This is a genomic window from Mesorhizobium sp. B264B1B (assembly GCF_020165765.1).
In the GTDB taxonomy this organism is placed as follows: domain Bacteria; phylum Pseudomonadota; class Alphaproteobacteria; order Rhizobiales; family Rhizobiaceae; genus Mesorhizobium.
In genome coordinates this window covers 1-20674 of the sequence record NZ_JAIUIS010000014.1, presented here as the reverse complement: position 1 = coordinate 20674, position 20674 = coordinate 1, and the positions used below count along the sequence as shown (strand labels likewise).

Sequence of the window (20674 nt, the reverse complement as noted above, 5' to 3'; positions counted from 1 at the left end):
CTAAGACGGTGCTTCGAAAGGGTCTCGGGCCAGATGGCCTCGGTACGGAGGCAAACGGGGTGCAAGATATCCGCGCCAGAGACGGCGAGTTGGAGCGTGTGCTTGGTATCCCGAAGAAGAACATGCTGGCCCTTGTCGGGGGCTAGCAGAACCGTCGAACGGCACGGCAATGCCGAGAGCTCGAACGGCGCTGTGCCCGACCACGCGGACAGCTGTTCTGCAATGACCGGCAGCACATGAGCGCACCATAGCGGAGACCAGAATACGACCGAATTGCGCCCATGAGACTCGGCGAAACAGAACACCCCAGCGTGACAGTTCGCAGGCCACGGTGACCACATTGAGAAAAGGTCGGTACGACAAAGTATTGGCCTGCCGGCTTGCTGTGGTCACATCAGGCTGGAATGCTGGATTCCGGCGTAAGAACTCCCAGGCCCATTCGCGCGGCGTCAGAGCTGAGGTGTAATCGTATGATCTTTCATCGCGCCAATCAGCCCCATCGGCGCCATTCACGAGAACTGCAGGCATCATTTTGCTCCCCTGCCAGCCCCCAGGCAGGTCGAAACATCATGCCGGTTGGCAAAGCACCGGCGCAGGGGCCACCAGACCTCGACGAATGCGTTTCGTCGAAGCTGTTGCGGTCGGCACCGTTCAGGGCCGAACACGCCGGCAAATAGCGGCGACATGACCGAACCAGCGCAGCCAGCACGGCCCGAGCTGGCCAAGTGAGTTGGCTCGCCGCCAGTGGCCGGTTCCTGCGCCGCATTCCTGACGTTCCTTGAAGACCGCGTGCCGCAGCGGTGGGTTTCTAGTTGATTGTGCGCAGGTCGTCGTAGCGCCAGCGATATAAGCTTGGCCATGGAGGTCTCCTGGGGGAAGTTCCCCGCCATTGGAGACCAAGATTCACGCTAGGGCATCCTGTATAGTTGTACAGGTGAAGGCGACTGCTCAGAGGACCGAAAAACAGACCGGCGAGGCCCGCAATCGCTTCTTGGGTGGTGCTCACGCCGGGGTTTTCAGAGCGCTGTGGAATGCAGCGGCTGAGCTTCGCTTGCCCCTGGATGCCGCTGATTTCCGAGGCAGACTTGTCCCCACTGCCCTTGGTCCGGGTGTACTGTCAAGCGAAGTAAGGATTCGGCTCCTTGGGCGAAACGAAGACTGATCTCATCTGCTTGCGGTTTCGTGGTCTCGAGGCCGTCGCAAGGCCGGAGTGACGCTTTTCGCGACGTCGGGAGCTGTGACCGCGGATGGTGATCACCGAAGCGGGCGAGCAAGGCGTTTGCTGTCACGCAATCGCGAAACACAGCTGCGCGCCCACCGAGCGGTCGGAGGTGGGCCTATGCCAAGGGCGTCGTTCTCCATTTCTGCGCAAGTACGCAACCTCATTGTGTGACTTAAGATAAATCTTCGTGAAAATGGATGCGCCTCTCGGCGGGTTTTATCAGCCTTCTGCATTTCTGAAACAATATTTTTGCAGAGATTTACCAGAATTTTATCCAAGTAATGAGTATTCTTGGAATCAAGCTGCACGTTCCATCTAGGAACCATACTGCACCTTCTTTAGGTGCCCCTAACTTTAAGTTTTTAGAAACAAGGCATCTGCTTATGCACATCTTAGAAACGCCACACCTATTCCTGAGGCCGCCGTCGCATAGCGACGAGCTTCTTTTGCATGGCCTTCGTAGCGATCCGTTCGTGGTTAACGCCAGGGGTGGACTCGCTCCGACGATTGAGCAGTCGAAAGCTGCACTATTTGAGTTCATTAATCATTGGCAGAACAATCGTTTCGGCTTATGGATGCTGTTCGTCAAAGATCCAGACCAAGGCAACAAATTCGCTGGCTACTGTGGGTTGGCTCGCAGCGGCCTGTACCTTCCAGAAGATCCGAATAATGTTGAAATAGTAACTTGTCTCAACCTTGCGGCTTCGGGAAAGGGGATAGCAGTCGAGGCCGGCAGGGCGGTTGTCCAATTTGCTTTTGAATATTTAAAACTGGAGAAAGTGACTTCATTCGTTCGACCAACGAACATACGTTCGCTTCGTAAGAACATTAAGATAGGATTTTTCTATGTTCGCGACCGTATACATGACAACAATACAATGAGATATTTAGAGGTTTACCCAGAAACAGCCGTAAAAGCTGATCAATTACTTTTTTTCGATGACGCAAAATAGACTTTATGCCGAACAGTAGCGCTGCGACCGAGTCGGCATTTCGGTGTTCGCTTAACCTCGAAGGACTTGGGAACGTGCTTCATACCGACGTGTCCGCGGGCAAGCCGTTGCGAAGAACGGGTTGAATGGGATTGAGTGCTCCCGTGCAGCCTGGGCCGGCCTCTGGACCTTTTCAGCCAATGCCGGCGCTGAGCGCACCAGACCTCGATAGAGGCATTTCGTCGAACCGTGTGCCATCGGCACTGTCGAGAGTAGAAGGCGCGCGCACCACGCATCCAGGCCGTCGCATCCGCATAGCGGCAGCCACCCCGGCCTGTGCAGGCCAACGCAATTGATTTCAAGTCCGTGATCGGCTCGTGAGACCCGTGCCAGATTTTCCTTGAGGGGCAGTGGGCGCCGCGGTGGATTGCACGCTGGTTATGGGCAAGTTGTCATAGCGCTAGCGCTATAAGGTCAGTGATCGGGAGGTCTCCTGGGGGAATTTTCTCTCATGGACTCTACCGCCCCTCCTGAACCCGCGTATCGCATATCGGACGGCGGCCCGACATCACCCCAACCTGCCTTGGCGACCAGTCCACTGCATTCGCCCGAACAGCTTGCTGGCTTGATCGACAGACTTCAAGAATCCAATCAAGGGGACGGTGCAGGCCGAGATTGCGGTAGAGCTTGGGCAACCCTCAGATCGCCCAAGCGGCGTCCAATTCCTTGCCTGGCTCCGGTTTTTGCCGCCGGCGGGGTCTAAACCCACAGGTGGCAGCCGGTCTTCGTCGCTCACTCGTCCATCGCATCATGGTGGCCGCCATTGACTCGCATACGCGAAGCCTTCCGGAGCGAAGATGTCGGCGGCCAACCAAATTCCTTGTGAGCTGCACGGTGTCAGCTATCGGGCCTGAGTTGATCCGGTGATTACGCGGTGCACTCGTTGTCGCATTCGCGACGATGTCTGACATCTGACACGGCGCTGTCAGAGCGATCGCATTGTTCCGTAAGGGCTTCCGAGTTGGCACGAGAGCTGCGGTCCTATGTGCAGGAGCACTGCGACGCCACCGGTTGGGAAGAACTCATCCATGATCACGCTTTTCGAACATGCGGACACCGCCGCAAACATTGGGCCGTCTCGAGCGGACGAGAGCCCTTCCGCTTTCATTTCTCAGGTCTTTCGGTCATGAGCGAATTCGATTTTCGCCCAACGCTGAATGCGCCCGACGATGACCCCCATCTTTGGCTCGAAGATGTAGAAGGCGAACGGGCACTTGCGTGGACCGCCAGCCAGTCGGCAAAGACCCTGAAGCACTTCGCGGGAACGCAGTTCGAGCGCGACCGGGCGGCGCTTAGAGTGATGTTCGACCGTTTCGACAGGATTCCGCTCGTCACGCGCCGCGGTCAGTACCTCTATAATTTCTGGCAAGATGCCGGAAACCCGCGCGGGTTGTGGCGCCGGACCACCCTTGCCGCTTACATGAATGCGGATCCCCAGTGGGAGCTACTGGTCGATCTGGACGCCCTGGCCGCTAGCGACGGAGAAGACTGGGTCTGGGGCGGCGCGTCGATCGAGCCTGAGACGCGCGAAAGAGCCGTCTTGCGCCTGTCGCGCGGGGGCAGCGACGCGGTCGTGCATCGCGAATTCGACCTTAGCTCTTTGAGCATTGTCGCCGACGGGTTCAATCTCCCAGAGGCCAAGGGCGGGATAAATTGGCTCGACCCTGACACGCTTCTGCTTTTCAGTGCGCTTGGTCATGACATGGCCACCCGTTCCGGCTTCGCGCGGGCCGTGCGGTTGTGGAAGCGTGGCGCCGATCCCCTCACCGCGCCGGTAATCTTCAAGACGGGTTCCGAATCCCTAAGCGTGTCTGGTCATCTGGACCGCACGGTCGAGAACGAGCGCCTTTGGTTCATCGAGAATACTGGCTTCTTCAAGCAGATAGTCCAAATCGGCGACAGGAGCGGGCCGAAGCTTGAGATCAACCTTCCTCGGGATGCCTGGTGGGCCAGCTTCGGTGATTGGCTGGCGGTAAAGCCGCGCAAGCCCTGGACAGTGAGAGGGACCACCCATCCCGCGGACGCGCTGATCGGCATCTCGCTTTCTTCTTTCATCGGTGGCGAACGCCGTTTCAGCACCCTGTTTGAACCGGGCGAGAGGCGCTGTCTGCAGTCATTCTTCTGGAATGACGGGAAGCTCATTGTCGCCTACCTCGAGAACCTCGCTCCGCGTTTCGAGGTGTTCACCCCGGGTCGCCAGGAATGGACGCGCCGAGCCCTGGACACGGTGCCCGCGCAAGGGACCGTCCACCTCTGGTCCCTCGATGCGGCAGATCACGAGACCAATGGAGAGGTCCTCGTTTCGGCTCAGGACCCGATCACACCGTCGCAACTGCTCCTACTCGATCTCAATGATGCGCCGCCTCTTGGCGCTCCAGTGGTCCTGAAGCGCAGCCCGGAGAATTTCGACGCATCCGGACTGGTGGTCACGCGCCACGAGGCAGTCTCGATCGATGATGAATTGATTCCCTATATGCAGGTCGGTCCGGCGAACGGGAACGGAGATGCCCCGGTTCACCTTTCCGCGTATGGCGGGTTCGGCATATCGCTCCTGCCCCACTACAACTCCTCGCTCGGCAAGCTGTGGCTCGAACGCGGCGGCACGTGTGTGGTGGCAAATATCCGCGGGGGCGGCGAGTTCGGCACCCGCTGGCACGATGCCGGACGGAGGGAGGGCAAGCGTCTCGCCCATGACGATTTCGCTGCCGTAGCAGCCGACCTCGTACGAAGGGGCATCACACTACCGAGGCGGATTGCCGCTGAGGGCGGCTCGAATGGCGGCCTGCTGATCGCCAACATGCTTACTCGCTATCCCGAGCATTTCGGCGCGCTGTTCTGCACGGTTCCGCTTATCGACATGCGCCGCTACACCAAGCTCCTGGCCGGCGCGAGCTGGATCGACGAATATGGCGATCCGGACAAGGCTGAGGATTGGGCTTTCCTGAAGGAAATCTCCGCCTATCACGCCGCCACGCCGGGACAGCCCTATCCGCCGATCCTGCTCGCCACCACGAAGCGTGACGACCGCGTTCACCCGGGCCACGCGCGCAAGATGGCCGCAAAGCTGCAGGCCCTCGGCTATCCGGCTTATTTCTACGAGCCCGTCGCAGGCGGGCACGGGCACGGTAAAGACAATCGGGAGCGCGCTGGATTCATTAGTCTTGGCATCAATTTCCTTCGCAGCGCGATCGGCTGGCACGCCGATAGCTTTCACAAAGGATCGGGAGCTCGGGGAGAGCGAACTTCGGATGACTGAGTACAGGTCGAGGGGTGCGGCAAAGGTGCAAAATAATGCGAGCACGGTTTGCGCAAATGCGCCCCCGTACGCTGTCGACCTCAATCAATACTGCAGGACTATCGCAGTCTACCATTTTCTGAAGAGCAAGGAGCAATATCATGGGATCAAATAAATGAAACTGGCGCAGGGAGTAGTAACGGCCGTTGTCCTGATGCTGCTGGCACAGCAGGTTGTCGCGACGAGTCATCCACAAGTACCTGCGCCTCCCCGCCTCCCCCGTCCCGTTGCGCTTACCCGTGCCCGTCTACGACACCAATCTAGGAGTCAAGCTCTTGGCATATCCGCCTGCGCTCCTCGGGGGACCACATTCGGCTAGGTTAATACGGTGCCTATCCGGTTGCTTCTGCGGGACCAGCCCGGGCGGGCACAGCTACGGCAGGAATCCGACCCGGGCGCGTTCATTGGCTTAGGCGACATTTTGCTTGGCGGCGCGATCGGCTGGCACGCCGGTAACGTGTATGGACGACCGGGAGCACGACGAAAGCAAGCACGAACGAAGGAGCACAGGTCGAGGACTGCGACAAAAGCAATAACGCGATCACAGTTGGTCAGAATGCGCGCACAGCTCCATCTATCTTAATCAAATAGACTAGTTGCATGATAATTCGTTAGTTCTGAAGAGCAAGAGATATCAGTCAACAAAGCGAATGAACCTGCGCGGGCAGCAACAGCGGCTGTCGTCCTGATGCTGATCGGACAGCAGGCGGTCGCGTCAGACCTTCCAGAACCGTGCGGCCCCGACGAGGGTCCTTCGGTCGCGGAATGGCCAAGCCCTGGCAGATCCGCCTGCGCGCTTTGGGGGTCATCACTGGGGATTCGGGCTACGTCAATGGGGTGTCTGGCTCCGGTCTTTCCTATTCGAACACGGTGACGCCTGAACTCGATATTCTCGGACAACGTCGCCGCCGAACCCATACTCGGCGCCACCTTTGCCAACATCAATGGCCAAGGCTCGATGGGGCTAGGCAAGGTTGGTAAGGTTTGGCTGCTGCCGCCCACGCTCACATTCCAGTATCATTTTACCGATTTCGGCGCCTTCAAGCCCTATGTCGGCGCCGGCGTGAACTATACGATCCTTTATCAAGGCCGGCAGCGCCGATGATCTCAAGGTCAAGAACACCTTCGGCACCGCGCTGCAGGTCGGGTTCGACTACAAGCTCGACCAGCACTGGGGCGTCAACTTCGACGTGAAGAAGCTTTTCCTGAAGCCGGACTTCGAAGTCACCGTGGCCGGTAACAGCCAGACGGGCAAGGCGGAGCTCGATCCCTGGCTGATCGGCGCAGGTGTCACGTACCGATGATACCGCGGCCTCGTGAGCGCTTTGAGCCAACGGGCCCCCTCAGGCGCCCGTTAGCGTTCCCCCTTCCTCGGGTTAGTTTCAGTTTCCCGTGACGACTTCTGCAGAACGCCCAGCACAAGGACGCCTGTCGAGGTACGCGATCAGCATGCGTCGCGCCCACCTTTGATCAGAACGTCGTAACCTCGACTGTAACGTCGTAGCGCTGGTTCTCTCAGTCACCTTGCCCGCGAGCCCCGCCGAACACTCATCGGCAAAGGGCTGGCGGCGATAGCTGGTCGCCCCGGGGGAGATCGGACCTCCAGTGAGAGCCAGTGAGCGCCGTCAGGCGCTGGCTCCTAGTAATTACATGAACCGCCACTTCAGGCCTGTTTGTCGGGCCGTACCAGATCCATGTGGCTGACGCCGAGCGCCAACGCCAGTTCATAGATCGTGATGATCGTCGGATTTCTTCGGCCCTTCTCCAAACCGCTGATGTACTGCTGGCTGAAGCCGGAAATGTCGGCAAGCTGCTCCTGGGTCAGACGCTTCCTTTGCCTGATCCGCTGCACATTCCGTCCGATCAACTTGCGCATATCCATGCACGCAAGCCACCGGATCAGGCGACTTGAGTTTATCAACTATAATATGTAATTCACATTTTGCCGGGAGAGAAGTCGCCGAGGCGATCATCTGGAGCTAGGATCAGCAATGTTACAGCCTAAATCGGACATGGCGATTACCGACGAAGTGCCCTGGTCAGACGGCATCACAGCCTACGACAAGGAGCACTTTACAACCTACATGAGGCTCCTCGATGCATCCGGCGACGATGCTAGCGAAGAGGAAATGGCACATCTGATCCTCGGCATTGATCCGAGACGAGAACCGGAGCGTGCGAGGAAGGCTGTTCGCAGTCATCTCGACCGTGCAAACTGGGTGATGACAAGCGGGTACAAGGAATTGTTCGACAGCTGAGAAATTGCGCAGTGCTCGCCCAGTGGCCGCCACTGCTTCGGCTACAGCCCCCTCCTCGGCGCCTGATGAGGCATCCAGGAACGGCCAACGGCAGCCTCAATTCGGTTCATGGGCATCGGTTTTGGCCGGTTGGGGGTCTGATGCGACAAAAGGAATCGCGTTCCGTTTGGATGGGCAGTAGCCACAGCAGCACGTCATCGAGTGCCGCTCCTCCCACGAGTAACAACTGTGTAGGTTTTCGGCGAAGCTGGATGTTCAAATACCGGGCGCCCGCCACGGTTGACGCTTGACGTCAGCAGTATGGGGCGAGCTATTCTCATAGCCATGCAACGCGGACTAGCGTCGGAACGAGACGCCGACTGAGCCCTTTGAGTGCAAAGTGTGACGGGAATATACGACTGCATCGCGCCTGACTGCGCCGGGCGGCAAAGGGACTCAGCATCCCTTCGCCGCTGTTAAAATGCTGCGACCGATGACCCGAGCACAGCGGACCAAAGAGCTACTCAGAGGATCGAGCTCCCTTGGGACCCCAAAAGGGCTATGGCTTGATTTTGCGTGCGCACGCCCAGCTTCTTCTTGGCATTCTCCAAATGGAATGCGATGGTGCGCGGCTTAATGCCCAAGATGCGGCCGGTTACCCAGGCCGAATTGCCGCGCGCTGCCGACCGCAGGCACATATATTCGCGCGATGTCAGCAAGATCCCATCCACGGTTCGATCGCCCGGCAGTTTGCGGCGAACGCAGCGATGAAAGCAGGTGGCCATCAGCTGAAGAGCTTGTTCGTACCGCTCGATGACCCGAAGAAATACTGGACGAGGCTCATCGGCGGCGAACGTAACCGCGGCAGTGCGGCCTCGTAGATCGACGATTGGGATCGTCAATCCGCAGCGGATGCTGAATCGGGCCGCCTCATCAAATAGCTGCTGTTGAGCCGGCGACATCTTACCGCCCCACAAATCCGATCCCCATTGAAACGGGCGGCCGCCATTTCGAGCACGCAAGATGACAGGATCGAGCTTCTCATACTGATTTTCCAGATACTGCATGGCCCAGCGAGGTGGGTAATTCGAAATTAGCCTTGGCTTGCCGGAAGGCAGTGATGGCAAAGACAGGTACGCAAAAGAGAGTAGGTCAAATCTTGCCGCCGCCTCAGCCAAGGCTTCCCGGAAATCTGCTTCATCGACACTCTGTGACAGTCTTTCAAGGAATGTCTCGAAAACAAGTGGCATGTCCCTCGTCATAGTCGCGCTCGCTTCTTCCTCTTTCTGCACGCCTCCCGGCCGCCGCGTGCATGGCCGGACAACTGTCATTGACTTCGCAGGCGTCTCGGAGCTGATCAGCAGATATGGCCACACTGGGTTTGAGGTGTGAGAATTCACCGCCGCGATTGTTCTGCTGCAATCGATGATTGAGGACGATATCTTCGGCGTGGCCGCTCCGTTGAATGGTGGGGATGGCGCGCTGCAATGGTGTAAAGTCGCGTCTAAGTTTCGATCTGCATCCTAATACGCAAATCATCTTTGAACGCCTGATTTCCGGCCGCCCTTAATGATGGTGATGGGGTGAATCAAAAAGGGCGCCCTGCCGGCGGGGAGGTACACCGGCAGGGCGCGCCGCACAAAGGCCCTGGTTGTTGGGGGACAGGACAGTGGCGGCAGAACTGGTCGGTTACAACTTGCGAGTAAAGTGGTCCGGAGCATGCTCAGGATCAGATGTCTTGAATTCAACTATTTGGTTTGCTCGGCGCAACAGAATGCAGTCAAGCCAGCATCACCCAAGGACGGCCCCTGACGCAGCCGGATCTTTACGACTGGTCCGTGCAGAGTTTTCATGGGATGATATGACAGCATTCTGGCACATGGTCACGCCAGTGCTCAATCCCGTCGCCTTTGGAAGATCATACGGCACCCTCAGCCTTCAGCGCGCGATATGTGGCATCGACTGATTTCGCGGTCGCACCGACGATGATGTCGATCTCTTTTCGGGTAATGATCAGAGGTGGCGCATAGCCGAGGATGTCGCCATGCGGCATGGCCCGTCCGATCACACCATTTTCAAACAGAGCAGCTGCAGTGCGCACCCCGACCTGAAGGTCAGGATCGAATGGTATCCTTTGTTTCGGGTCCCGCATCATCTCTACCGCGGATAGGATACCCACTCCGCGAACTTCGCCGACGATGGGATGTCCCGCCAGTTCGGCTTTCATGCGGGCCTGCCAGTACGGTCCGACATCCTTCACATGTTCCAGGATGTTTCTTTCTTTTAGCAGTCGAATATTGGCAAGCGCGGCCGCAGCACAAAGCGTGTGACCGGAATATGTCCATCCATGGCCAAGTGCGCCGTGCTTCTCAGTTCCTTGTTCCAAAACCGACCAGACTCGGTCGCCAATGATCGACCCGGAGATGGGGAGGTAGGCGGAACTCAGCCCCTTGGCGATGGTCACGAAATCCGGACGCATGTTATACAGGTGAGAACCGAACTTCTCGCCGGTCCGCCCGAAGCCGCAGACCACTTCATCAGCGATCAGAAGGATATCGTACTTATCGAGCACCGCTTGAATGGCCGTCCAGTACCCTGTGGGGGGCGGCACAATACCTCCTGTCCCAAGTACCGGCTCTCCGATAAAGGCTGCAACCGTTTCTGGTCCTTCAGCCAGGATCAAGGCTTCAAGCTCATCGGCACAGCGCCGGGAGAAAGCTTCCTCGCTCTCCTCGATGCGCGCCTGGCGGTAGTAGTGTGGCGTGGTGGTATGGCGCACCAAATCCAGAGGCAGGTCGAAGAAATTGTGAAAAAACGGAAGGCCGGTCAGGCTACCGGTGACCAGCCCAGATCCGTGATAGCCGCGATTTCGCGAGATGATCTTTTTCTTTTCGGGCCGGGCGAGGATATTATTATAGTACCAGACCAGCTTGATGTTGGTTTCGTTAGCGTCGGAACCAGAGAGGCCAAAATAGACCCTTCGCATGTTCTGACCGAAATACTCGACCACGGCCTCTGCCAAAAGGGCGACCGGCTCCGTACCTTGGCTGGCATAGACGTGTGCGAACGGCAATTCGTGCGCTTGCCTGGCAATAGCCTCGGCGATCTCCGTGCATCCATAACCCATATTCACGCAGTAGAGGCCTCCGAAACCGTCGAGGCTCCTTCGGCCTTCGGTGTCCCAGATATAAACGCCTTCCGCACCGGCCATGATCCTATTTGGCGTTTCGCCTCGGCTGTGCTTGGCCAGATGCGTAGAAGGATGAAAGACGAAGCTTCTATCCTTCTCCCGGAGTTGCTCGGTTCCCAGATTGCTCAAGCGCATGTCCCTCTCCTCGCGATACAATGGCGGGGGCATTTGGCCGGCCAGCTCATTGGCAAGCAGTATACCGGAAACACCGCTGGAATTTCGCGGGAATGGATGTTTTTTGCAGACGAATTCGCGGAATCGGGATCAGATGCCGTGGAAATCAACTGAGCTGGTGTACCTTTGCCTGGACTGGGCCCGTTTGGACCGGACAGTCGGCTAATGTGGGAGGCTTAGATATACTCAAGCACAGGCGGCTGACGAATATCGACGGATTGAATTGCAGCGGCTGCGGTGGGATCTGACGAATCTTTGGAGTTCAGAAGTGCGGGGCTTGAAGAGCACGTTCGCGACCTCGAGCGGCTTCCCGGCCGCAAGACCATGCAAGTGGAGATCCTCAAGGACGCGCTGGCCGGGTCGGACTCAAAATAAACCGACTTGCGGCGCTTGTTGCAGCCGAGGGACAGTTCCCGATGAAGGCCGTTGCCGAGACCCGCGGTGGCGCGGCCCATCTCCATGACAAGGGTGCGTCGCCCGGTGAAGCCGCGCGGGCCTTACCGCAAACGCGTCCGCGGCTCCAGGACCCACTCTAGAGATTTCTTGCGTATATGTCTGGTCGGGCTCGCCAAGGCTCGACACCGGTGTCTTCACACCAATAGACTTTCCCGTCGCTGAGCCAGAAATGGCTTAGGCATCCTTTGGTTCTCCAAACGGAGGGATGCAACGTTGGCCGGCCCTCCACGCTCACCTCAATGCGCCACCTGGGGTTATGTGGCGCGTGGGTTGGCAATGAAACCACATCGCCACACCCACAGGGACACCTAAAGAGTGCCCAGTATGGTCGGCCTTTATGCACGACGCTTATGAACTGTCCCGGCCGAACCGCGTCATTCGGCGGCGTTTTTTCAACCACATCATTGCGAGCGAAAGATACGTCCGCGAGCGATGCCTCAGAAGGAACTCGGTCCGCCGGTGTTTTTGGACCACGTGGACCGAGAATGATTTCCTCTGCCCACCGTAGGAAACTTAACAACCAAGACCACATGCGAATCAACACAGCTTGCCGAGTGACGGCATACCGAGCCGGTAGCCATTCTCGCGTGCGAGCAATAAACCGTCTGGACCGCAGCAAAAACAACCAGCGTTGTCTTTTGGCATATTGCTGTAAATTACCATGTGCACGAAATCGTACCATATATTGTCGCGGCGAATGTCGCTCGCAAGCCGCCGATAGGGGCGCACCAGATCAAACAAGGTCGCTACGGCCATGTCGGCGGTCGCACTGGTGAAGGGACCTACTCCGGGCGCCCGCTCCCCGCCCCCGATCAGATAATACTCTTCCCGGAGCGTCTCTGGATCCAGCTCCGCCAGCTCCGGACGCGCCTTCAGTGCACTCTCGTAATCGAGCTTTTCCTCGGTGACGACGCCTTGGCATCTTAAGCACCCACCAGATTCGGGAAGAACTGTGCTAACCCGCCCTCTATGATCACGTAGGTACGGCTGACGGTCCTGGTCAAGACCAATATTGCCTGTGAGCCCGCAGTCGATGAGTCCTTGGCAGTAATAGTAAACCGCCTGATTGAGAATTTCTCTCCCAGCGACATCATCAGTACAACCGAACACCAAGTCGGCGCTGGAAATGGCATCGACCGCTTCTGGAGACTCGTTCACATACCCCTCAATGGCAACGACAGTCACTCTCAGGCCCAGATCCCGAACATATCGGGCTAACGTAGCAGCTTTGCTCTCGCCTACATCGCAGCGGCGATATCCGCGAACGCGGTTGAGATTGCTAGCTTCGAGCAAATCGCCGTCTACAATGATGAGTTCGCCTACACCCGCGCGAGCGATAAGTGTGGCGACTGAAGACCCTGTTCCCCCTCCTCCGACGATTGCTACGCGCAACGATCTGAGCTTCTCGTTGAATGGTTCGCCAAATGCAGCTTCTTGTCGCTTTAGCACTTCCGATGGTGCAGCATCGACCTTCTTGCCGATGTGAACTGACAGCTGCGTCCCGAGCACACACACATGCCGGACGTCAGCCACTCCGTGAGGGGCCGCACCCGTCCGAACTCTGGCACGCCAATGTCCGTCGGCCAAAATCATCGCGACAAGTGATACCTCAGGGCCATTGCAGCCAGCGTATCCCCTCAGAATGCTTTGTTCGTTCTGATCATCCTTCGTCGAGAAATCCAGAGCGCCCCTTGGGTGACTGTGGACAAACCCCAGCTCAAGCCGCTCCTGCTCGCAGCGAAAGTAGATATCTTGGAACTTGCGGAGATTGATGCGCAAGTGCACCGGGGAGCTGTCCAGCACCCAGTCGCCATCCATCTCAATCGCGTCAACGGCCACAAAACGCGTTGACGGCGGCAGACCCAGTACGGTTCTCTCAATTTTGCGGAAGAGGACGAGCGCGCCCCGCTCGTCACGGTCGGGGTGCCCGGTCAACCAGCTCTTGAGCCTATCGTCGAGGGAACCGATAATCGAAATCCGATATCCGTTCATGAACGCCTCGCGTCCGGGTACTTAAACGCCCATGAGATCCGGTCCATAATTGTCTGGACGTCGTCGACCTTTGGCTTCCAGGCATTTTTATGCCAGTGTCTGGACCACCGGCAAAACACTGTCGCCTTGTGCGTACGCGAATCCTCATTGGAACCAGGTCCGCCAGTATTTGGTATTGGCTTGCCGTCAGCCCGGTGAAGTCGTGGGTGAACCCAGAACATGTCCCCACCCGAGCTATTGTAATTCTGCGGAATCTCATACAACACATCGACAGCGTTTGCAGATTTTGCATCTGCCAGGTAAACCCCTTTCGGCAGCGGAAATCTTTTGAATATTAGGAAACGGGCGCCCTCCTCTTCTTCAAAATTGACGCCGGCTTTGTGGAGTGTCTCGTAATCAGAATCGAACAACAGGGGCATTATTCAATTCCGGCTTCGGAACTTGCATCCTGCGCGTAGAACTTTTCGATCCCCGGTGGCAGCAAGTCGATCGGGTCCTCGTGCCCAACTAACTGGCCAGGCTGGCCTGGCCTTTTCACATAAAGGTCCATGCTATCCGGTATGCCAGGGCCTACGCCTCGCACCTCGGCGCCGGTTATGAACCGGTTGTCCCAATCGTAATTTTCGTTTTCGATTTTGAACTTGAACTTCTCTTTGGCAGCCATGGATCCGTCTCTCGCAGTTGCTTGGTTTCAAGATATCTCAGGCGCGCACATCCCTCTTCTCCCGTTGATTACGGGCAGGCTCGACCAGTTGCCTCTTATACGGGAAGCGCTCCTTCGGGTTTCACGGGAATGCGCGTGTTTCGCCACGGAATTCGCGGAATGGAGGTCCAAACCCGCGGAATCAGGCCTGGGCGTCTACCGCTGTCTTAGTGAGGACAAGGGGATCGGTGCATTCGATTTCACAGGTTTGGTCACCACAAGGCTGTAATATTGATCAATCCCCAGCCCTGCCTGCAGCAGCCCCTCCATAAAATCTTGATAGGTAGCCATGGAAAGTGTTGCGACGCGCATCAGATAATCGATCCTTCCCCCAATTGCCCAGCAATCCAAGATTTCGGGAAAATCTTGGATCGCGACCTCGAAGTGTCTTTGGTCCTCAAGGCGATGACGGTCCAGCACGACCTCCACCATTACAAAGACCATGCCGCCAATGAGGGCTGGACTGAGCCGTGCGTAGAATCCCTCAATAATTCCTTCGGCCTCGAGTGCACGGAGACGTTCCGAGCAAGCCGACGCCGAAAGATGGACGCGCTTCGCAAGCTCGCTTTTTGAAATCCTACCGTCTGACTGAATCGCTGAAAGAATGCGGATATCCCAGGCGTCCAGGCGCAGAGGATTGGGTTTTGCCTTCATGACTTCAGCTCTTATGCCGTTGCCGACACTGGAATTGGGTTGGAACGACCGGCTCTTGGTCACGAAGGGTTCAAACGCCGATGTTGCGTGCGATGCTGTCCGCAGCCATGCGCTTTCGCCACTCAAGAGGTCCGGAATCATGAATGGAGTTTCCCTCGACATCGACAGCTGCGATGACAGGCATGTCCTTCACCTCGAATTCATAGACAGCTTCCATGCCAAGGTCTTCGAAGGCCACAAGCCGCGCTGACTTAATTGATTTTGAGATCAGGTAGGCAGCCCCTCCCACCGCGATGAGATACGGCGTTTTGTATCTTGCAATCGACTGTATTGCCGCCCGCCCTCTCTCCGCTTTGCCCACCATCGCGAAAAGCCCGGTTTCGGCTAGTACCTTTTCCGTAAAATCGTCCATTCGGCTGGAGGTCGTTGGCCCAGCCGGTCCGACGACTTCATCTCCCACCGCGCGGACGGGTCCAACGTAGTAGATAACGCGTCCCTGCAGATCGAACGGAAGCGGCTTGCCGGCGTCGATCAACTCGACGATCCGCTTGTGGGCTGCGTCACGGCCCGTCAGCATCGTTCCGGATAAAAGGAGGGTTTCCCCGCAGCGCCACGATGCTGTCTCTTCCTTCGCCAGCGTATCAAGATTGATCCTGCGTACGCCGGCTGGCCTCAATTCGTCCGTTCCAATTTCGGGCCATTCGCTCAGATCGGGCGGCTGGAGTCGGATGGGTCCATAGCCGTCCAAAGTAAACTTCAGGTGCCGGTTGGCGGCACATTGCGGGATGAGGGCAACGGGCTTGGACGCCGCATGAGTAGGATAGGTCGCAACCTTGACGTCAACGACTGTCGTCAGACCACCAAGGCCTTGGGCCCCAATACCAAGCGCGTTGATCCGCTCATAAAGCTCAATCCGCAGCCCCTCCTCTGGGCTGGACGCTCCCCTGGCAATCAGTTCCACCATATCGATGGGCTCGTTCATGGCCTCTTTGGCCAGCAGCATCGCCTTTTCAGCGCTACCACCGACGCCAACAGAGATCAGGCCGGGGGGGCACCATCCGCTGCCGAGGGTCGCCACCGTGTCGACCACCCAATCGGCAACGGATGCGCTTGGGTTCAGAGTGGTGAAACGGGCCTTGTTCTCCGAACCGCCGCCTTTTGCCGCAATGGTGATCTCAATCTTGTTACCTTGCACAAGGTCAACGTGGACGACTGCCGGCGTGTTGTCACGGGTGTTCATCCGTCGGGCAAGCGGATCGGCAACAATTGATGCCCGAAGCGGATTGTCCGGGTCGAGATATGCCTGACGGACACCGTCATTCACGAGGTCTGCGAAACTGGCTGCTGAGTTGATGCGGACGTCCATACCGACCTTGGCGAAGCACACCACAAGACCGGTGTCCTGGCACATCGGCCGCCGTCCGAAGGCCGCCATGCGGGAATTAGCCAGGATCTGTCCGATGGCATTCTTCGCCGCTCGACTCTGTTCACTCACGTAGGCCTGCGAAAGAGACCGGATGTAATCTGGAGGATGGTAATACGAGATGTACTGAAGGGCGTCGGCAACGCTCCTTGTGATATCCTTGCCGGCGATGGTCCGTGTTCTACTTCCCACCGATTTCATCCAAATGAGCTGAGACCGTTGACCATTTTGAGGATTTGGAAGCTTCGCACCCCCTGTTCGCCGCCTTCATATCCGTAGCCACTCTGCTTGACTCCCCCATAGGGCGCGTCTGCCGAGACCCCTTTCAGGTAATTCACACTGACAGCGCCTGCCGAAAGGCCATTAATCAGCTTTCGCTGCGTATTGGCAGCGTCCGTGAAGAAATAAGCGGCCAAGCCATAATCGGTGGCGTTGGCCTCCTCAATCGCCTCCTCGAGCGCATCGAACGGCGCCACAGTGAGGATCGGTCCGAACGGCTCTTCATGAAGCACTCTCGCTTCCTTCGGTACGGCCGTCAGGATGGTTGGCGGCCAGTAAAAGCCCGGTCGGTCAAGGCGGGCGCCACCGGTTTGGATGCGGGCGCCTCGTTCGACCGCATCCTTGGTCAGGCGCTGCATTGCTTCTATTCGCCGGGCGTTCGCCATCGGACCCATGTCCGTTGCAGCGTCGTCTGGTAGGCCGATCCTGATCTTGCGGACCGCCTCCGTCATCCGGGACAGAAATTCCTCATAGAGGGACCGCGCGACAAGAATCCTGCTGGGCGCATTGCAGCTCTGGCCCGCGCACTCGAACTTGTATTCCGAAATAGCCGGTACGGCCTTTGCCAGGTCGGCATCCTCGCACACAATAACCGGGGAGTGCCCACCGAGTTCGAGGATGCAGCGCTGCAAATTATTCGCCGCGAGCATGGCCAGCTGTTTTCCAACAGCGGTTGAACCGGTGAAAGTTAAAACCTTCACGATTGGCGAACTGAGCAAATGCCGCGATATATGCACCGGCACACCGAAGACCAGATTGACCACGCCGTCCGGAACGCCTGCTTGGCGCAACGATTCAACAATATGGACTGCCACGCTCGGTGTCTCTTCAGCCCCTTTGAGGATCACCGGGCAGCCTGCCGCAAGCGCAGGGGCGAGCTTGCGGGCGATGAGAACGGCCGGATAGTTCCAAGGGGTAAAGGCAGCAACGACGCCAAGGGGCTCCGGGACGACCATCCGGTTCGGACCCATCGGAATCGGGGTCGACAGCTCCTCGGCATGTCTGCCGTTCCATTCCAGCGTTTCGACAGCGCGCACATACTCACCTGTCGCTTCGGCAATCGTCTTTCCCTGTTCGGCCGACAGGTCCCTGGCCGCGGCTCCAGCCCTCTCTGCTAGAATCCTGGCGGCTGCTACGAGGATCTCGCCACGATGTTTGGCTGGCCGCGAGGACCACGCCTTGCGGCTCCGTTCTGTCGAAGCGAGAGCCTCATCCAAATCCGACACGGTCGCCGAGGCCACCGAAGCAAATACCTTCTCCGTCGCCGGATTAACCACCGGCAATGTGGCTCTGCTACCGCCGGCTCGCCATTTGCCGTTGATAAAGAGGTGGTGGCTCCTAGCGTCGGACATCGCGCGCTCCACTTAGTGAAATATTCATGCCATACAAGCGCCGTTCGATGTCAAAAACACTGAACTCGCTTGAGCCAGTTTCATCGCGATGGTCGCGGAGGGTCAAATATCGATTAGTGCCGAAATCCATCTGGAATCCAGATCGATCTGATGTTGATGGCGGGAAGCGGTCATGTCCCAGCTTCGTAGTTGAACGGTTATCAGGTCGGCTCAGCAGCCACTGCAGCCCAGCCGCGGCTCTCAATCAGTTCTCTGGCCACATTGGTGATGAGCTTACGTACCGCGCAAACGGATGCAGAACGCTCATCTTTCGGATTCACAGCAAGCACGACGGATCGGGTAATCGCCGGATCAACGATCTTGACGGTCCGGACCAGCCCTTGAGAGGCTTCTTTCTGAACCGCGGACGGAGCGAGAATAGAATAAGCCTTTCCGTCTATAACCATGTTGATGATCGTTGAGAGCGAGTCCACTTCAAACTTGACGTCCAGCGCGCAACCGTGTTGTGCGACGACGTCAGCGACTGAACGTCTGACGTTATTGCTGCGCATGGGGACCGCGAGCGGGAATGCATGCAGGTCAGCAAGAGATATAGCATCTTCGAAGGGTGGCTCACCGGACGGAACCACCAGACAAAGGTTTTCGCGCGCTAGCACCGTCATCCGCCCTACACTGTCCGCGGTGCGGTAGAGAACCGCCAGATTGAAGCGTCCAGCAGCCATCCACTCCTCTAGCGGTCCAGTCATACCCTCCACCATTTTGAGGGACACCTTGGGCAATTCGTTCCTCACTGCCTCAAGCAGCGGCCCGCTCAGAACGCGAGCCGCTCCAGATGGAATGCCCATAGTTACCTCCCCGGCAGGGGAAGAAGCTGTGTTGGTCAATTCCACCTCAGTAAGTCGAATTTCTTTGAGGATCGCCCGTGCCCGCTCGAGCAATTTGGCTCCTGACGCTGTGACGCTCACGCCAGTCCTGTCACGTATCAGCAGCTGAGTCCCGAAGCCTTCCTCCAGTTGACGCACATGCAGGCTTAGCGCGCTTTGGGCGACATTAAGGAAGCCCGCGGCTTTCGTGAAACTGCCTGCTTCGACCACGCCGACGAAGTATCTTAATTGTCTGATTTCCACGGGTACTCTTCCGAGGGCGAACTCCAATTTCGGCAATCTATCTCGAAATGCGATGGCGCGACAGCAATAATTGTGCCACGGCGCACCCAGTCGGCTCTAAATCAGCCGCACAAGACTCAAACGTCCAAGTCGGTGTCCGGACCCGCGGCGGCAATTTCTTGGGCCCTTCGAATCACCGGCGGATCGACCATCTTTCCCTCGAAGGCGAAAGCGCCTCGACCCTGCCCTGCCGCATCTTTTTGCGCCGCGAGAACACGACGGGCCCACTCGAGCTCCTGTGCGCTCGGCGAAAAGGCCTCATTGAAAATGGCCACTTGTGCCGGATGGATCGCCAAAGCTCCGGCAAAGCCAAGCCGCCGCGCATGCGCCGCGGCTTCACGAAGTTTATAGGTGTCCGAGAACTCGCCCATGCTTCCAATAAAGCCCAAAGGGAGCAATCCGGCCGCACGGGCAGCGAACAGCACGGCAAGGCTCGGGGCCAGGAGCAGATCAAATCCCGGGACGCCGCCAACAGCGGCACTGAAGTCTTCAGGACCAAGCGCCATTGCGACCATCCTTGGATGCGCCGACGCAATGGTCGCGAGCTTTCGCAAAGCGCCAGGCGTCTCGATCTGGGCGAGGAAACGTATGCGTCCCACGGGAAGATTTCTTTCCCGTTCAAGTTCCGAAACCGCATTGGCGATCTCTAAAACCCACTCTGCCGAATCCGTCTTGGGGAGAACCAATGCATCGACACCGGCCACCACAGCTGCATCGAGATCGGCCGCCAAGACGCGCAAACCTCGGTTCACGCGGACCAAAACCGATGCGCCCTTACTGCCCACCTTTGCCACAGATTCAGGAAGCTGCCGCCGTGCCTCGCCTTTTTGCTCCTGCGGAACGGAATCCTCGAGATCGAGAATGAGGCCATCAGCACCCCGCTGATGGGCCGTTGCCACAAAACGCGCAACGTGAGCGGGAACAAAGAGTAGGGATCTCCAGCGCGGTACGGGAAGCGAGCTTTCGGCGGCTGGACGGTTGTCCTTGATCATGGACTCGCCTCGCGGATATTAGCGAGAGCGATGCCAGTGAGGTTGCCGGCCGGCTGCCGGTGCTTTGCCCGGAGCAAGCACGGACTCCCGAGTGCGTCGCTCCCGACAAGCGGCGCGGTCATGCTGACACAGCTCTTTCGTGCAAACGCGCTGAAACCTCCTTGCGGACGCTCTCCGTGTGGGCGCCAAGAGCTGGAACTGGACGCAGCGACGGGTGCTCAGAGTTGAAGATTGCGGCCGGCGCTATCGTCTCCACAGTTCCTTCAGGTGTGCCAATTCCAACCCTGCGAACATGGGGATGTTTTGAAATATCCGCGACTTCATTCAGTCGCCCATATGCCAAACCGGCCGCTTCAAGCTCCTGCATCGCTTCGTGGCAGGACAATTCGGAAAACCGCCTTTCAATAATCTCGTCAAGTTGGGCACGGTGTCCGAGCCGCTCCATATTGTCTGCAAAAGTAGGTGCGCGTGTAAGCGACGGCTGCTTCAGGAATTTCTCGCAGAAATTCACCCACTCGCGGTCGTTCTGAACCGAAAAAATGACTTC

Annotated in this window: 17 protein-coding genes and 1 pseudogene; 4 read left to right on the top strand and 14 right to left on the bottom strand. The window is 57.8% G+C overall.

What is annotated here, in order from left to right:
* Complete coding sequence (locus LB547_RS32725) at window positions 1–528, bottom strand: transcriptional regulator domain-containing protein (protein WP_224655966.1); 528 nt, start codon at window positions 526–528, stop codon at window positions 1–3.
* 975 nt (window positions 529–1503) lie between these two features.
* Here LB547_RS32725 and LB547_RS24835 point away from each other — a divergent pair.
* The 3 genes and pseudogenes from LB547_RS24835 (at window position 1504) to LB547_RS24825 (ending at window position 6813) form a co-directional block, all read left to right on the top strand.
* Window positions 1504–2175: a GNAT family N-acetyltransferase gene (locus LB547_RS24835; RefSeq protein ID WP_084015908.1), complete on the top strand. Its 672-nt coding sequence runs from the start codon at window positions 1504–1506 to the stop codon at window positions 2173–2175.
* 1165 nt (window positions 2176–3340) lie between these two features.
* Complete coding sequence (locus tag LB547_RS24830) at window positions 3341–5470, top strand: prolyl oligopeptidase family serine peptidase (protein ID WP_064994204.1); 2130 nt, start codon at window positions 3341–3343, stop codon at window positions 5468–5470.
* A gap of 727 nt (window positions 5471–6197) precedes the next feature.
* Window positions 6198–6813 (top strand): annotated as a pseudogene (locus LB547_RS24825) (OmpW/AlkL family protein).
* A 359-nt stretch (window positions 6814–7172) separates the two neighbouring features.
* On the opposite strand, the gene LB547_RS24820 reads toward LB547_RS24825, so the two are convergent.
* Window positions 7173–7391, bottom strand: a complete 219-nt coding sequence (locus LB547_RS24820) for a helix-turn-helix transcriptional regulator (protein WP_013533400.1) — start codon at window positions 7389–7391, stop codon at window positions 7173–7175.
* A 109-nt stretch (window positions 7392–7500) separates the two neighbouring features.
* On the opposite strand from LB547_RS24820, the gene LB547_RS24815 reads away from it, so the two are divergent.
* Window positions 7501–7767 (top strand): DNA -binding domain-containing protein, encoded by a 267-nt coding sequence (locus LB547_RS24815; RefSeq protein WP_064994205.1) that lies wholly within the window; start codon window positions 7501–7503, stop codon window positions 7765–7767.
* Window positions 7768–8270: 503 nt separating this feature from the next.
* Here the strand turns inward: LB547_RS24815 and LB547_RS24810 are convergent.
* The 12 genes from LB547_RS24810 to LB547_RS24750 all read right to left on the bottom strand — a co-directional run.
* Window positions 8271–8996 carry a LuxR family transcriptional regulator gene (locus LB547_RS24810; protein ID WP_411908933.1) on the bottom strand — a complete coding sequence of 242 codons (726 nt, stop codon included), beginning with the start codon at window positions 8994–8996 and terminating at the stop codon, window positions 8271–8273.
* Between the two features lie 668 nt (window positions 8997–9664).
* Entirely contained in the window at window positions 9665–11071 is a 1407-nt protein-coding gene (locus LB547_RS24805; RefSeq protein WP_064994227.1) for an aminotransferase, read from the bottom strand.
* Window positions 11072–11642: 571 nt separating this feature from the next.
* Window positions 11643–12098 (bottom strand): DUF6527 family protein, encoded by a 456-nt coding sequence (locus LB547_RS32720; RefSeq protein WP_224655967.1) that lies wholly within the window; start codon window positions 12096–12098, stop codon window positions 11643–11645.
* A 5-nt stretch (window positions 12099–12103) separates the two neighbouring features.
* A complete protein-coding gene (locus LB547_RS24790) occupies window positions 12104–13558 on the bottom strand; it encodes a HesA/MoeB/ThiF family protein (protein WP_064994206.1) in 1455 nt (484 codons plus the stop codon).
* Window positions 13555–13977 carry an E2/UBC family protein gene (locus tag LB547_RS24785; protein WP_064994207.1) on the bottom strand — a complete coding sequence of 141 codons (423 nt, stop codon included), beginning with the start codon at window positions 13975–13977 and terminating at the stop codon, window positions 13555–13557. Before LB547_RS24785 ends, LB547_RS24790 begins: the two co-directional genes overlap by 4 nt.
* Window positions 13977–14222 carry a multiubiquitin domain-containing protein gene (locus LB547_RS24780; RefSeq protein WP_064994208.1) on the bottom strand — a complete coding sequence of 82 codons (246 nt, stop codon included), beginning with the start codon at window positions 14220–14222 and terminating at the stop codon, window positions 13977–13979. The genes LB547_RS24785 and LB547_RS24780 overlap by 1 nt, the downstream gene beginning before the upstream one ends.
* Window positions 14223–14417: 195 nt before the next feature.
* Window positions 14418–14915, bottom strand: coding sequence for an Lrp/AsnC family transcriptional regulator (locus LB547_RS24775; RefSeq protein WP_064994209.1), 498 nt, complete (start codon window positions 14913–14915; stop codon window positions 14418–14420).
* Window positions 14916–14985: 70 nt separating this feature from the next.
* Window positions 14986–16539: a fumarate hydratase gene (locus LB547_RS24770; protein ID WP_064994210.1), complete on the bottom strand. Its 1554-nt coding sequence runs from the start codon at window positions 16537–16539 to the stop codon at window positions 14986–14988.
* Complete coding sequence (locus LB547_RS24765) at window positions 16536–17969, bottom strand: NAD-dependent succinate-semialdehyde dehydrogenase (RefSeq protein WP_064994228.1); 1434 nt, start codon at window positions 17967–17969, stop codon at window positions 16536–16538. Before LB547_RS24765 ends, LB547_RS24770 begins: the two co-directional genes overlap by 4 nt.
* 200 nt (window positions 17970–18169) lie before the next feature.
* Complete coding sequence (locus tag LB547_RS24760) at window positions 18170–19096, bottom strand: LysR family transcriptional regulator (RefSeq protein ID WP_064994229.1); 927 nt, start codon at window positions 19094–19096, stop codon at window positions 18170–18172.
* A gap of 116 nt (window positions 19097–19212) precedes the next feature.
* Window positions 19213–20127 carry an HpcH/HpaI aldolase/citrate lyase family protein gene (locus LB547_RS24755; RefSeq protein WP_086081362.1) on the bottom strand — a complete coding sequence of 305 codons (915 nt, stop codon included), beginning with the start codon at window positions 20125–20127 and terminating at the stop codon, window positions 19213–19215.
* A gap of 118 nt (window positions 20128–20245) precedes the next feature.
* Window positions 20246–20674 (bottom strand): CoA transferase (locus LB547_RS24750; protein ID WP_140763619.1); only part of this gene is annotated, 429 nt, incomplete at its 5' end.